Annotated in this window: 12 protein-coding genes; 11 read left to right on the forward strand and 1 reads right to left on the reverse strand. The window is 62.3% G+C overall.

Features of this window, described 5'->3' with window-relative positions; genetic code table 11:
* The 7 genes from K7G81_RS04080 to K7G81_RS04110 form a co-directional block, all read left to right on the forward strand.
* A partial coding sequence (locus tag K7G81_RS04080; RefSeq protein WP_223029511.1) for a hypothetical protein occupies positions 1–215 on the forward strand: 215 nt, incomplete at its 5' end.
* A gap of 166 nt (positions 216–381) precedes the next feature.
* Positions 382–879, forward strand: coding sequence for a helix-turn-helix transcriptional regulator (locus K7G81_RS04085; RefSeq protein ID WP_223029512.1), 498 nt, complete (start codon positions 382–384; stop codon positions 877–879).
* A gap of 799 nt (positions 880–1,678) precedes the next feature.
* Positions 1,679–3,235, forward strand: a complete 1,557-nt coding sequence (locus K7G81_RS04090) for an alpha-L-fucosidase (RefSeq protein ID WP_223029513.1) — start codon at positions 1,679–1,681, stop codon at positions 3,233–3,235.
* 79 nt (positions 3,236–3,314) lie between these two features.
* Positions 3,315–4,388 carry an aldo/keto reductase gene (locus K7G81_RS04095; RefSeq protein ID WP_223029514.1) on the forward strand — a complete coding sequence of 358 codons (1,074 nt, stop codon included), beginning with the start codon at positions 3,315–3,317 and terminating at the stop codon, positions 4,386–4,388.
* 8 nt (positions 4,389–4,396) lie between these two features.
* Positions 4,397–5,380 (forward strand): 2-hydroxyacid dehydrogenase, encoded by a 984-nt coding sequence (locus tag K7G81_RS04100; RefSeq protein WP_369412027.1) that lies wholly within the window; start codon positions 4,397–4,399, stop codon positions 5,378–5,380.
* A complete protein-coding gene (locus tag K7G81_RS04105; RefSeq protein ID WP_369412028.1) occupies positions 5,370–6,254 on the forward strand; it encodes a kinase in 885 nt (294 codons plus the stop codon). The genes K7G81_RS04100 and K7G81_RS04105 overlap by 11 nt, the downstream gene beginning before the upstream one ends.
* Before the next feature lie 23 nt (positions 6,255–6,277).
* A complete protein-coding gene (locus K7G81_RS04110; protein WP_439649520.1) occupies positions 6,278–6,622 on the forward strand; it encodes an L-rhamnose mutarotase in 345 nt (114 codons plus the stop codon).
* Between the two features lie 19 nt (positions 6,623–6,641).
* On the opposite strand, the gene K7G81_RS04115 is transcribed toward K7G81_RS04110, so the two are convergent.
* Positions 6,642–7,361, reverse strand: a complete 720-nt coding sequence (locus K7G81_RS04115; RefSeq protein ID WP_223029517.1) for a GntR family transcriptional regulator — start codon at positions 7,359–7,361, stop codon at positions 6,642–6,644.
* A 563-nt stretch (positions 7,362–7,924) separates the two neighbouring features.
* Between K7G81_RS04115 and K7G81_RS04120 the strand changes: the two genes are divergently transcribed.
* The 4 genes from K7G81_RS04120 to K7G81_RS04135 all read left to right on the forward strand — a co-directional run bounded on the left by K7G81_RS04120 (position 7,925) and on the right by K7G81_RS04135 (position 14,123).
* Positions 7,925–10,624, forward strand: coding sequence for a TonB-dependent receptor (locus tag K7G81_RS04120; RefSeq protein WP_255586599.1), 2,700 nt, complete (start codon positions 7,925–7,927; stop codon positions 10,622–10,624).
* Between the two features lie 321 nt (positions 10,625–10,945).
* A complete protein-coding gene (locus K7G81_RS04125; protein ID WP_369412029.1) occupies positions 10,946–11,977 on the forward strand; it encodes an enolase C-terminal domain-like protein in 1,032 nt (343 codons plus the stop codon).
* A complete protein-coding gene (locus K7G81_RS04130; protein ID WP_369412030.1) occupies positions 11,974–13,254 on the forward strand; it encodes an MFS transporter in 1,281 nt (426 codons plus the stop codon). Before K7G81_RS04125 ends, K7G81_RS04130 begins: the two co-directional genes overlap by 4 nt.
* A gap of 38 nt (positions 13,255–13,292) precedes the next feature.
* A complete protein-coding gene (locus K7G81_RS04135) occupies positions 13,293–14,123 on the forward strand; it encodes an amidohydrolase family protein (RefSeq protein WP_223029520.1) in 831 nt (276 codons plus the stop codon).

A 14,123-nucleotide genomic window follows, 5' to 3' on the forward strand; every position in this document is an offset into this window, starting at 1 on the left:
GGAAGCAACCCCTTCAAAACACGCCATTCTGCTTCGGTAAGATCGCCCCGACTCAAACCCGCCTCCAAAAGGCAGCCTTGAATCAACCGGCCATCGCAACGTCAACCAATTTGTCCACGCCGCCTAGGCGATCGCCAGCCAACGCGAAAAGTGCCGGCGGCTGGACAAACGGCCAGGTCATCGCTCCTAAGCGACCACAAAAGGCAAAGACCTAACCTCTCGTTGACGTGTCCAAATTCGCCATTCCTGAGACATACAGCCGTGACTCTGTTTCGTGCGAGAGGGTTGCGAGCGATCACCCCCAATTACCAAGCTATTGCCCGGCGGCGTGGGCCGTGTCTTCCGGTTTGCTATGAAGGCGATCGCGCCCGGAGCGGCATTATGGACGACGTTCACGACCGTCTCGAACAGCCCAGACTGGTGGGCGATGAGACGCGCCGCGCCCGCCCGGCGCGAGAACTGGTGCTGGAGCGCCTGCTAGAGGTGCTGCTGATCGAGGCGTTGCGCTGCGGGGCCGACAGGCTTTCGGCGGCGAGCGTCGCCCGGGGACTGTCGGACGATCGCCTGGTGTCCGCCTTGCGGGCCATGCATGCGCGGTCCGCGCATGGCAGGACCGTCGCCGCTCTCGCCGCGGAGGCGGCGATGTCCCGCTCCGCGTTCTTCGCGCGCTTCAGCCGCATCGTCGGCTTGCCCCCCATCGAATATTTGCTGACCTGGCGGATGGCGCTCGCCAAGCGGCTGCTACGCACGCGGGAACTCGCGATCGACCGTGTCGCGGCGCAGGTCGGTTATGCCTCCGCGAGTACCTTCAGCACTGCCTTCAGCCGACACGTCGGGTCATCGCCCACGCGATATGCTCGGGCCGCGCTTGAAGTTTGACCAGCATCAGGCCACCGCTCAATGCCTGCTCATGATGATCGCTGCCACTCGACCTATCCCTGTGGGATCGCTGAAGATTCGCGACCGGCGCTTCGGGCCGATTGGCAACCCGTCTGCTTTTAAGTGATTGGTTGGCGAGCCGCAATGTCCGACATCAAGGGCGAAGCTGTCACCGCCTCGGAAGGCCGGTCGAGGGTACCGAAAAAATTTCGCGGTGAAATAACGAGGATGAAATAGGGCATTTTATGCGACTACGAACTAAAGAGTTAATTTATATCAAATAGATAGTTCTTGATTTCGAATCCCACCCTCTCCGCCATTATTCGATCTCGCGGCCTGTTCGCTTCGCTCGCGTCTCCGATGGGGCGGCCTAGCGGCCGGTCGCGCAGTCGCGCTCCTCTCTCCACCAGAGCCTCTTCCGAGGTTCGTGCCAATCCACCGATCTCGACTATTCTCCCTTAGCCGTCAGACCCGGCCATAGCCGCCCGTGGGCCTCCGGGTGCCACGTGGGTTGTCGGTGCGTGGTCTCGGCCTTGGAAAAACGGGGTTTCGCGGCGAGCGATATCGCGCAAAAGCCAACGGGCAACATTGATAGAAATCGGTTTTAGAAATCTCTTGAGCCAATTTTGATATATTAAATTCGGCATAGCGCCTTGTCACGCCGCGTTTCGACCTATAGCGTTCCGCGCTCCCACTCCTGCGCCAAGAAGGGGGTGGGGCGAGGAGAGGGCGTGCGATGGATCGAAGGCTTTTCTTAAGCGGCGGGGCGTTGGTCGCCGCCACAGCCGCTAAAGCATCCATGCGCTCCGCCCTGTTCAAGGGCGACGTGCCCGAGGGGCCGTTCATGCCCTATTGGGAATCGCTCAAAAGCTATCGTTGCCCCGAATGGTTCCGTGACGCGAAATTCGGCATCTGGGCACATTGGGATCCCCAATGCGTGCCGGAGCAAGGCGATTGGTATGCGCGCAACATGTATATTCAGGGCATGCCTCAATACGATTATCACGTGAGAACCTATGGGCACCCTTCGCGCTTCGGCTACAAGGACATCTGCCATCTCTGGAAAGCGGAACGCTGGGATCCGGAGGCGCTTGTCGCGCTCTACAAGAAGGCCGGCGCGGAATATCTGGTGGCACTCGCCACGCATCACGACAATTACGATTGCTGGGATTCGGCCTACCAACCCTGGAACTGCATGAATGTCGGGCCGAAACGCGACATTGTCGGGGGCTGGTCGAGGGCCGCGCGAGCACAGGGCCTCAAGTTCGGTGTGAGCTATCACGGCACGCCGCATCGGACCTGGGACGAGTTTTTACCGGTCCGGTACAAGAGCGACGCAACGGGGCCGTTGGCTGGCGTTCCTTATGAGGGGGTGATGACAAAGGCGGACGGGAAGGGGCTGTGGTGGGAAGGCATGGACCCCCGCCAGCTCAATGGTACCCCGCATCTCAAGGGGACGCCCTGTCCTGATTTCGTTCGCCAGTTTCTGCTGCGCGTGCAGGATGTCATCGATCGCTATGATCCGGATATCCTGACCTTCGACGATGGCGCGAAGTTCAATTTCGATGCTGGCGGTCCGGGCGCGCCCGACTTGGGTGTGTGGCTCGGCATTCCCGATCTGGCGCCACAGATCATCGCTTATTATTACAACCGCAACGTCGAGCGCCATGGCGGCCGGCTGGAGGGCGTGCTCGACCTCAAGGAGGTGCCGGAACCGGTCTGGGGCGCGCTGACGCGCGATTTCGAGATGCTTATGGCCGACAAGCTCGAAGAGCAGCCGTGGCAGACCGAAGCCTGTATCGGCCATTGGCATTACGACAGATCGCTTTTCGTCAATCACGCATATAAGCAGCCGTCGCTGATGATTCCGCTGTTCGTGGACATCGTCAGCAAGAACGGGAATCTGCTGTTGAGCATTCCGCTTCCCGGACATGGCGAACCGGATAGCGACGAGATCGCTTTTCTCCATGCGATGAGCGAGTGGCACGCGGTCAATCACGAGGCGATCAAGGGTAGTCGGCCGTGGAAAATCTATGGCGAGGGGCCGTCCACCAAGGCCAGACAGGCAAGGTCTTACCAGCTCGATCAACTCCATTTCGATCACCGCGACATCCGCTTCACCACCAAGGGCGAGACGCTCTATGCAATCGCGCTCGGATGGCCGCCCGAGCGGCGGTTCACGATCGCGTCGCTGCGCGAGGGGAGCGCGCTCTACCCCGGCAGGATCGGCAAGGTGGAGCTTCTCGGCTCAAATGCCGCGTTGCGGTGGCAGCGCACGGGTGCGGGACTGGAGATCGAGGCGCCGGGCAAGGCGCCGAGTGATTATGCCGTCTCGTTCCGGATCAACCCGGCATGAGCGGCAAGCTCCGCGGCCCAGCGACCGGTATGACTTTGCCCATTGAGGCTGAGCCCACCATGACGACGGGGAATTGAAGATGAATATTGCGAAGCGCCGCGTTGGATCGACGGGTATCTCGGTAACCGAACTGGGCTTCGGGGCTGGCACTTTGGGCAATCTGTATCGCGCGCTGGACGACAGTGAAGCGCGGGCAACGGCCGATGCCGCGATCGAGGCCGGAATCACCTATTTCGACACCGCGCCGTTTTACGGATTCGGGTTGAGCGAGCGCCGGCTTGGCGACGCCACCAGGCGGTGCAGTGACCTCGTCATTTCGAGCAAGGTTGGTCGGTTGCTCGTTGCCGATCGCTTGTTGGCGGCGACCGAAACGCGCGATGGGTTCGCCGCGCCGCTGCCGTTCAGGGTGCGTTACGACTATAGTTATGATGGCGTCATGCGGTCATACGAAGCGAGCCTGCAGCGACTGGGGCTGGCGCGGATCGATTTTCTGTTCGTGCACGATATCGGGCGCATGAATCTGGGCGATGCTCACGATCAGCATTGGCGCGATCTGGTCGATGGCGGCGGGTTCAGAGCCCTCGGCGAACTGCGCGAGAGCGGCGCGATCGCCGGATTCGGCCTCGGGGTCAATGAAACGGCCGTGTGCATGGACGCGATCGCCGAGGCCGATCTCGACGTTATCCTGCTTGCCGGGCGTTACACCCTGCTCGAACAGGAAGCGCTGGACGATCTGCTGCCGACCTGCGTGGCGAAAGGCATATCGATCGTGATCGGCGGTCCGTACAATAGCGGCATCCTGGCCACAGGCACCAAAAGCGAGCAGCCCACTCACTACAATTACCAACTGGCGCCCGCGCCGATCGTCGAGCGGGTCCGGCGTATCGAGGCCGTGGCCGATTCTCATGGAGTGTCGTTGCCGGCGGCCGCGCTGCAGTTTCCGTTGGCGCACCCAGCGGTCGCGAGCGTGATTCCAGGCATGGCCAGCCCCCGGCAGGTTCAGCAAAGCGTCGAGCTGATGCGCGAGGCGGTGCCGGAAGCCTTTTGGCGGGATCTTCGCCAGGCCGGCCTGATCAGGGCCGACGCGCCCGTGCCGGCCTTGGCATCGAGCCGCGATGCCGAGCGGCCTCCCATGGTCGCCGAAAGCGAATGAGGTCGTCGGTGCAGCCTGGTCCCGAGAATCGCATCACCCTGCGCGTGACCCGCCGGCTTCCCGAGGCGGTGGAAGCGCGTCTCGCGCAGCATTTCGACGCGACGTTCAATGCCGACGATACGCCGCTCAGCCGCGCCGAATTACGGCAAGCATTGTGTGATTTCGACGCGTTGCTGCCAACGATTACCGACACGATCGATGGCGAATTGATCCATGTCGAAGGGCGGCGCGCACGGATAATCGCCAATTATGGAGCCGGCGTCGATCATATCGATCTCGCGGCGGCGGCCAGTGCCGGGGTGGCGGTGACCAATACCCCGGACGCGCTCACCGATACGACCGCGGAACTCGCGATCCTGCTGATGCTGATGGCCGGGCGCCGGGCCGGCGAGGGGGAGCGCGAACTTCGCGCCGGCCGCTGGACAGGCTGGCGTCCGACCCATCTGGTCGGGCAGTCGCTTTCGGGCCGAACGCTGGGCCTGATCGGGTTTGGCCGGATCGCGCAGCGCACGGCGGCGATGGCGCGAGCGCACGGGATGGCCATTCGCTATTTTTCCCGCCGCGCCGCCGATCCGGCAATAGAGGCCGAGCTCGAAGCCATCCGCTCACCCTCGGCCGAGGCGCTGGTCGCCGAGGCGGATATCGTGTCGCTGCACGTGCCCGGCGGGTCGGAGACTCACCACCTGGTCGGCGAAGCGCTGCTGGCCAGGATGAAGCCGGGTGCGATCCTGATCAACACCGCGCGCGGGTCCGTCGTCGACGAACGGGCGCTCGCGGCGGCGCTTCGCTCGGGGCATCTCGCGGCGGTGGGGCTCGACGTCTATGAAAAGGAGCCAGCGGTGAATCGGGATCTTCTCGATCACCCGCGCGCCGTTCTTCTCCCGCATTTGGGAAGCGCCACGATCGAAACGCGGAACGCAATGGGTTTTCAGGCGGCGGACAATCTCGAGGCGTTTTTCGCTGGCCGCGACCTGCCCAACCGTGTCGCCTGAAACCGCGCTGGCGGCGGCGCTTGAGCGCGCGCTGAGCAAGGCCAAGCGGCCGCTGGTGGTTGGGCTTTGCGGGCCCCAGGGGAGCGGTAAATCGACGCTTGCCGCCGCCATGACACGGCGTTTCGATCGCGCCGTCGCGCTTTCGCTGGACGATCTTTATTTGACGCGCGCCGAGCGAGACGACCTCGCCCGGACCGTCCATCCGTTGTTCGCGACGCGCGGCCCGCCCGGCACACACGACCTCGAGCTCGGCCTCGCCACCCTGGCAGCGCTCGACCGGGGCGAGCCGGTGGCGCTCCCCCGGTTCGACAAGGCGATCGACGACCGTGTTTCCACCGGCCCGATCGATCACGCGCCGCCGGGATGCAGGCTGGTGATCTTCGAAGGCTGGTGCGTCGGCGCCACACCGCAATCGCCAAGCGCGCTCCAGGCGCCGATCAATAGACTCGAATGCGAGGAGGACGCGGCGGCAACTTGGCGAACCTACGCCAATCGCGCGCTTGCCGGCGGCTATCAGCAACTTTTCGCCCGGATCGATCTGCTCGTTTTTCTGCGCGCGCCGGGGTGGCACGCCGTGCTCGAGTGGCGGCGGGAACAGGAGCAGACGCTGCGGCGCTCGGGTGCGCGCGGGGCGGGGCTGATGAGCGACGATGAGATTGAACGGTTCGTCAGCCATTACGAGCGCCTGACGCGCCACATGCTGGAGGAAATGCCGGCGCGGGCCGACCTCGTGATCGATCTGGACGATCAGCGGCGGTGCCTGTCGATCGAGGGGCCGGTTAGCGACGACATTGAGGCGCGCGTGCGAGACAATATTGCCTCAAGCGAAAATGGGGGACGTTCCGTCCATCCACGACCGACCTCAAAGAGCTAATGATGCGATGTGGAGGAATGACGATGAAGCACGTTTTGGTGCTCGACCTCAAAAACGATGCCGATGCGATCAGCGCATATCGGCACTGGCATCGTCCGGGCGGACCGCCGGCGGCCGTGACTGAAGCGATCCGGCAGAGCGGCATCGCCGAAATGGAGATCTGGCAGGTCGGCGATCGCCTCGTCATGACGATGGAGACGACGCCCGAGTTCGATCCGGCGGCGAACGCCAAGCGGGACGCCGGCAATCCCGATATCGTCGCGTGGGAAAAGCTGATGGATCAGTTCCAGAAGCGCCTGCCGTTCGCGCCCGACGGTGCCAAGTGGGTCGAAGCAGAGCGAATCTATACGCTGGCTGACCAACCCTAAAGCATCCCTGCCGCCCGCGTCAGGTCATCCCGATCAGGCGCTGCAGCGCCAGCTGGAAATGCGTGGCCAGGGCCGCCTCTGCCGCGTCGGCATCGCGCGAGGCGCAAGCGTTCAGGATATCGAGATGCTCGCGCACGGTCCTGATGGCCAACGGCCTCGTGGTAAGCCAGTCAAGCCGCACCAATGTAACGTAATTCTTGAGGCGGCGCGCCGTCATCTCGATCAACTCATTGCGGAGCGCCGAGATCAGCGCGCCGTGCAGCCGTTCTTCCAGGCTATCGAGCTGCTCTTCCTCGGCAATTCCCCACGCGCCTGCTTCCAACCGCTCCAGCAGATCGACATGTTCGTCGCGCAGCGCCTTGATTTCCTCGGCGTGGCCGGTCTCCGCCCAACTGCGCGCACCGGCGCGTTCGATCAGCGATCGGAATTGATAGGTCGAGCGGGACAGTTCGAGGTCGGCGCGCACGAAGCGAATACAGGATCGGGCGTGGATCGTGACCAGCCCTTCGCTCTCCAGGCGTTGGAGCGCATCCCTTAACGGCTGCACGGTGGTACCGAGCAGCGAAACCAGCTCGGATTGCGAGAATTCCGCGCCGGCCGGGATCGATCGATCGAAAAGGCCCTTGAGAAGGGCCGCATAAGCCTTGTCGGCCAGCGTTTGATCATTCGCAACCGCAACAGGGCGTAACCGACTCGATCTGGTCTGACTTCGAACTGCTCTTTTGGCCCCGGCCTTCATCAATTCTTCCCGACAATATTAGCTCAAGCGTGAGAGCGCTGCCGCTCCCGCGCAAATTGATATAGCAATTATAAGCACGTTGGCCGGGCGATGCCAGCGCGGTGCGTCAGCGAGCATTCCAGCCAAAACGCAACGCCGCGCCCTCCGCCCGGCACCATAATTATTACGCTATAGCAATTGATTACCGAAATCGTCGGAAATTTCGTGCGGCATAAGCTGGCAGCCCCGACTGGCGGGCGCTGTTCGGCAACGACGCCGGATGCCCGCCCCGGATCGAGGAGGATTCACGGATGATATCGAGCGACCATCGGTGAAAAACTGTTTACACATATTCTAAATGGCAATATTGATATATCTATAACAAAGGGAGAGGTTCGATGTCTCGTGCGGGGAGATTTCATATCGGTGCTGCGCCACTGGTGCTGGCGGTTTCGCTAATATGCGGCTCACATGCCCAAGCGCAGGCGCTGGGCAATTCGGAAAAGGCGGGGGACGTTGGCTCGGTCACCCCGGCATCTTCAGGTCAACCGGCGGATGCGCAGGATGGCCGACAGGCCGCGGCAATGCCCGAAGAAATCGTCGTCACCGGCATTCGCGCCAGTCAACGGCAGTCGATCGATATCAAGCGAAACGCGATCAACTCTGTCGACGCAATCGCGAGCGAGGATCTTGGCAAGATGCCGGATCAGAACGTCGCCGAGTCGCTGCAGCGCGTGCCGGGGATCACCATCAGTCACGATCGCGGCGTGGGCAACGGCGTTACCGTGCGGGGGCTCGGGCCGCAGTTCAATACCGTCACGGTCAACGGGCGGGTGATCGCGACCGATGGCGCGGGTCGCGAGTTCAATTTCGACATCCTGCCGTCAGAACTCATTTCGGGCGCCGATGTTTACAAGAGTCCGCAGGCGAACCTGAATGGCGCCAGTATCGGCGCGACGATCGACATCCACACGCTGCGCCCGCTGGATCGCAAGACGGGCTTTGAGGGCGGCGGATCGCTACGCGCCAATTTCGACGCGCTGGGCAAGAAAACCACGCCGTCGGGCGCTGCTTATGTCACGTGGAAGAGCGAGTCAGGCCGCCTGGGCGCGTCCTTCGTCGTATCCTATGACGAGCGCAACGAGCGAACCGACAATTTCTCGGTCGGCGCCAGTTCCTATCCGCGCAGTTTCGATGATGGCTATTATGGTTCGGTGACCGACAATGGTGGATCGCTATGCGTTGGAACGGTGACGAACGGCACCTGCTCGCCTCGTATCGATACAAGCACGGTGACGTTGTTTCGTAACGTCGATATGTATCACAACTTCGTGAAGCAGGTCGAATTCTCGCATCGCAAGCGATTGGGGTTCGATGCGACTGTCCAGTACAAGCCGATCGAGTCACTGCTGCTGACGGTCGACGGCCTGTATTCGCATGATGACGAACATTATCATGGGTCGGGTATCGTGCCTGATTTCAGCGGGGGCTCGCTCGTCGACCAGGTCGTGTCGGGCGGGAGCGATACGACGGAAATGGTCGCCGGCCAGAATCGGACGGTACATGTTGGCGGGACCGCGGTTTCCGAGACGTTCCATGACGGCACCGTGGACGAAATCGTCGAGAATCGCCCGGCGAAGTCGACAACCTATCTGTTCGGCTTCAATGCGAAATGGTCGCACGGCCCCCTTAACGTCGCTCTCGATCTTGATACGACGAAGGCCAAATTCCGCGATCCGGATGGATTGTTCACCACCGTCCGCCTGAAGCACATGGATTACACCTATGATCGGCGCACCGGCACGCCGGTTGCCAGCTTCGACTTGAGCAATCACGATTATGCCAACGCGTCGACCGATGTGAATCACCGGCTGGCCCATTACGTGGGGCCAGAAGGCCAGAATTTCGATGACCGCATCAATGCGGCGCATCTGGACGCGAGTTGGGATGGCGGTTCGATCACCGCTTATGCCGGCGTCGGTTATTCGGACCGCACGAAAAAGACCATCGGGTTCAAGGAGCCGAATGTCTGTGCCTATTGTGGCAGCGACGTGCCTTTGCCCGCGAGCCTCTTTAGCCCGACGAATTACAATTTCTTCGGTGGCACCGGCGGCAACACCGACGATTGGGTGGATTACAATACCGACCAGTTATTCCAGACGATGATCGGGCTCAACAACACCGCCGATCCGGCGCTTCATAGTGGCGACTTGCTGCCGATCGTCGTTGACCCGGCGGGCAGCTCATCGGTGAACGAGAAGGTGGCGCTCGGCTATCTCATGTTCCAGTTCAAGGGCAACCTTGGAAGCCTGCCACTCGCCATCAATACCGGGGTGAGGATCGAGGACACCAATTTCACGTCGAGCGGTTACGGGCAAACCGTGGTCAGCGCGAAGCCGAACGGCACCGGGCAAAATATCATCGTTCTTTCGGATCTGACGCCGCTTAGCTTCAGCGGCCATTACACGGATATCCTGCCGTCGATCAACGCGCGTCTCAACCTCACCTCCGACCTGATTTTCCGGGCGGCCGCGTCGCGGGTGATCTCGCGCCCGACGCTCACCGATCTTTCGCCGGCGCAAAGCATTTCCAGCAATCCCGGCAACGAGCGGATCACGCATGGCAATCCCGACCTGCTGCCGTTCCGGGCGTCGCAGGCGGAGGCCGGGCTCGAATGGTATTATAATCCGGATTCGTTGCTCTCGGCGACGTTCTTCTACAAATCCATCGACTCGTTCATCACGCGTGGCGTAAGCACGCAGAAGGTCGATCAGGTGACCTTCATCGTTGACCAGCCGGTGAACGGCAAAGGCGCCGACGTGAAAGGCGTCGAGCTGAGCTTTCGCACCTTGTTCCGCGGATTGCCGGCGCCGTTTGACGGTCTCGGCACGCAGCTGAGCTATACCTACACGGACAGCAATGCCGATTACAGCAATGCGGCCAAGGAGGCGACGCATTATTCGCTCGAGGGCCTGTCGAAGAATTCCTACACCATCGTCGGCTTTTACGAGAAAGGCCCCTTGCAGTTGCGCGCTTCCTATACCTGGCGCGGCCGCTATCTGGTCGCCCCGCAGACGCAGACCGGCATACCGGAATTCAGCACGAGCTATGGGCAGCTCGACGCCGGGCTCCAGATATCGCTCACCCACAACATCATCGTGACGGCTGACGCGACCAATCTGACCGACGCCCGAGAGTTCCTATACGCCAATGTGATTGGTGATACGCAGGAATATCGCGACGTGGGGCGGCGTTACAGCGCGGGCGTTCGGGTCCGGTTCTGAGCCGGGCCGGCGGGCGCTTGTGGTACGGTCCTTCCCCGAGGTCACGGGTCGGGCGCGGCGGATTTTGACCGATCGGCGCGCTCCCTCTCGCGCTGGCACTGGTGCCGCGAGGCCACCCGTGTCGACCGATCGGGCCGCTTCCGGCCCGTGGCAATGCGTCGATAATTTCCCGGCCCTCAGTGCTTGCGCTCATCCCGCCCGATGCTCTAGGGCAATGATATATCAAAATGGGGTATAGAAATGTCTTTCTCGTCGCCAATCGTCGAGTTTCGTCTGGCTCCGCTGGCGTTCGAACGGGATAGGGTGATTGGCGACTCGCAGGTGCGATCCGATCGTGCCCAATTGGTCGCTATCGAACTGGTCGACGCTTCGGGTGAAACCGGGCTCGGCTTCGCCCAGTCTCTGCTCCAGTCGTTGCCCGCACCCGATGAGATCGAACGCATATTCGCGACCGAGGCCTGGCCGATGCTCGAGGGTCGCCATCCCGCCGCCGTGGCGCTGGCGGTCAGCCGCGTTCGGGGCGGGAACGCAAGGCGGATGACCTTCCCGTTCGAGGAATCGATACAGCACGCCGTGTGGGACTTGTTCGCCAAGCAATCGGGCCTGCCGCTTTGGCGGATGCTCGGCGCCGATCGCACGACGGTTCCGGTCTATGCCAGCGGGCTCGATTTCCACCTCCCGGATCATGATTTCACCGAATTGTTCGGCAATGCCTGCGAGCGTGGCTTCCGCGGCTTCAAGATCAAGGTGGGTCATCCCGATATCGAGCGTGACCTGCACCGGCTCGATCTGCTCAAAAAGGCGACGGGTGGCGCGGGGCGGGTGATGATCGACGCCAACGAGGCGTGGACGGCGCAGGAGGCGATACAGGCCTTGCGCCTCTTCGAGCGCGCCGGTCACTCGATCTACTGGCTCGAGGATCCCATCCCGCGCGACGATTTCGACGGGCTGAAGATGCTTCGCCGCCTCGGTCTCACCCGGATCAATGCCGGAGAATATCTCGATGTGACCGGCAAGCGAAAATTGATCGAGGCGCGGGCATGCGACATGCTCAACGTTCACGGTCAGGTGTCCGACGTCATGCGCGCGGGCTGGCTGGCCAACGAAGCGAATGTCGAGGTGACGCTCGGCAACACCTTCCTCGAACTGGGCGTCAATATGGCGCTCGCTTTGCCGGGCGTCCGGTGGTTGGAGTACAGTTTCCAGAATTTCGATCATCTGGTTGAGGCGCCATATGAGATGGCCGATGGGTTGATCCATGGACGCGATGCGCCCGGTCATGGACTGACCCTGAACGAGGCGGCGCGACAGTCCGGCGGCGCGCTGCCCGGCGATCGGGGGATGGCGGCGTGACGGTCAGCGGCGATCTGTCGCAAACCGGAGTCCTGGCCGTGCGGGCTGAGCGAAAGTGGGTGCTGATCGTCAGCCTTGGCGTCGTCTTTTTCCTGCTGCTGATGCTGTATGCCGCCATTCTCGGCGTTTTGCTGCCCAACCAGATCGAGGATATCGATCCCGCCGGAAAGACGGCGATGCTGGGCATTGTGTTCGCCATCACCTCGGTCTTCAGCACGGTGACGACGCCGGTTTCGGGCGCATTGTCGGACCGCACCCGCACGCGCTTCGGCCGGCGTACGCCTTGGATCGTGATCGGCGGCGTGGTTGGCGGTATCGCGACGATATTGATCCCGTTTGGCGGCACCATCGTCGGCGTGACCGCGTTCTGGCTGGTCGCGACCGTCAGCCTGAATTCGATGCAGCCGGCGATCACGACGGTGGTCGCCGATCGGTTCGCGCCGAACGAACGCGGTACGGTATCGGGCGTCGTCGGTGCCAGCATGACTGCCGGTGTATCCTCGGGAACCATTTTCGGCGGCCTGCTCGCCGGGCATCTTTTTCTCGCCTATGCGATCATCGGCGCCGGCATCATCATTGCCTGCCTGGCCTTCGTCCTGATCAACCCCGAACCGCCGTTGCCGGCAACGCAATCCCCGCAGGAGCCGTTCCGGCTCGGTCCGTTCCTGCGCAGTTTCTGGATCAGCCCCACCGACCATCCCGATTTCGCCTGGGCGTTTTTCGGCCGATTCTCGATCTATATGGGATATCAGGGGATTTTGACCTATCTTCTCTATATTCTGGAGGATCATATCGGCCTCGGCCAGGCCCGGGCCAACCTCACCATCGCCCATATGTCATCGGTGACGTTCGTCGCGCTGGTCATTTCCGGCCTGCTTTCAGGCTGGCTGTCGGACAGGATCGGGCGCCTAAAACCGCTGGTCTTCGCGGCCGGCCTGATCATGGCGATCGCCGAACTGGCTCCGGTGGTGTCGCCCGATGTCGAAGGCATGTTCGCTTACGCCGCACTGATCGGCCTTGGTTACGGGGCTTTCATGTCGGTCGACCTCGCGCTGATGACGCGGGTTATTCCGTCCCGACCGGCGGGCGACGAGGCGACGGGCAAGGATCTCGGTATCCTGACGACCGCGATCAACGTGCCGCAAATCCTCAGTCCGGTCCTTGCCGCGACATTGCTGCACGCCTCCGGCAACAATTATACGTTGCTGTTCATCGTCGCCGGCGGCTTCGTCCTGGTCGGCGCGTGCCTGGTGCTGCCCATCCGGTCGGTTCGATGATGTTCGGTGACGAAGCGGCATTGGGAGGCAATTCGGCGATGACCAGGATCATCGATGCACACCAGCATTTCTGGGCATTGGCGACCGAGGGACATGAATGGCCCACGTCGCAAGAGAAGCCCATTCATCGCGACTTCGGGCCAGAAGACCTGGTCGCCGAGGTCGGGGCCGCGCCGCTTGCCGGCACGATCCTCGTCCAATCCCAGCCAACCGACCGCGATACCGATTGGCTGCTGGCACTGGCCGACCGGCATCCGATCGTCCTCGGCGTCGTCGGCTGGGTGAATCTTGCGAGCCCGGCGGCGCCTGATCGGATTCAGGCATTGGCGCAAGCGCCGAAATTGCGCGGATTGCGCCCGATGCTTCAGTCCATCGATGACACCGACTGGCTGTTGCGCGATGCGCTTTCCCCGGCGCTAGAAGCAATGATGGCAACCGGGCTGCGCCTCGATTGCCTCGTTCAGCCACGACACCTACCGATGCTCGCGCGCTTTACCGAACGCTGGCCCGATCTGCCGATCGTCATCGATCATGCCGCCAAGCCTTATGTCGCCGCCGCACAGATCGATCCCTGGCGCGACGAGATTGCGGCGCTTGCCGCACGCGGAGCGCATTGCAAATTGTCGGGCCTGCGAACCGAACAGGCGCCGGGACAGCCGGCCGACCTGCTCATGCCTTATGTCGACCATCTCGTCGGCGCGTTCGGTGATCGGTTGATGTGGGGCAGCGACTGGCCCGTCCTGCTGATGTCCGGCGATAGCTGGCGACGCTGGCTTGATGACGCCACCGAATTTGCGCGGTGCTCGGGCGCCGATCTGGCGCGCCTGTTCAGCGGCTGCGCCGCCGATTTCTACGACCTGGAGCCCTGA

Origin of the sequence: Hephaestia mangrovi, assembly GCF_019880555.1 — a bacterium.
Lineage (GTDB): Bacteria > Pseudomonadota > Alphaproteobacteria > Sphingomonadales > Sphingomonadaceae > Sphingomonas > Sphingomonas mangrovi.

Coding starts and splice junctions, on each gene's coding strand:
- K7G81_RS04085 (WP_223029512.1), top strand. CDS start 382: ATGGACGACGTTCACGACCGTCTCGAACAGCCCAGACTGGTGGGCGAT.
- K7G81_RS04115 (WP_223029517.1), bottom strand. CDS start 7,361: ATGAAGGCCGGGGCCAAAAGAGCAGTTCGAAGTCAGACCAGATCGAGT.
- K7G81_RS04090 (WP_223029513.1), top strand. CDS start 1,679: ATGCGCTCCGCCCTGTTCAAGGGCGACGTGCCCGAGGGGCCGTTCATG.
- K7G81_RS04120 (WP_255586599.1), top strand. CDS start 7,925: ATGCCCGAAGAAATCGTCGTCACCGGCATTCGCGCCAGTCAACGGCAG.
- K7G81_RS04095 (WP_223029514.1), top strand. CDS start 3,315: ATGAATATTGCGAAGCGCCGCGTTGGATCGACGGGTATCTCGGTAACC.
- K7G81_RS04110 (WP_439649520.1), top strand. CDS start 6,278: ATGAAGCACGTTTTGGTGCTCGACCTCAAAAACGATGCCGATGCGATC.
- K7G81_RS04135 (WP_223029520.1), top strand. CDS start 13,293: ATGACCAGGATCATCGATGCACACCAGCATTTCTGGGCATTGGCGACC.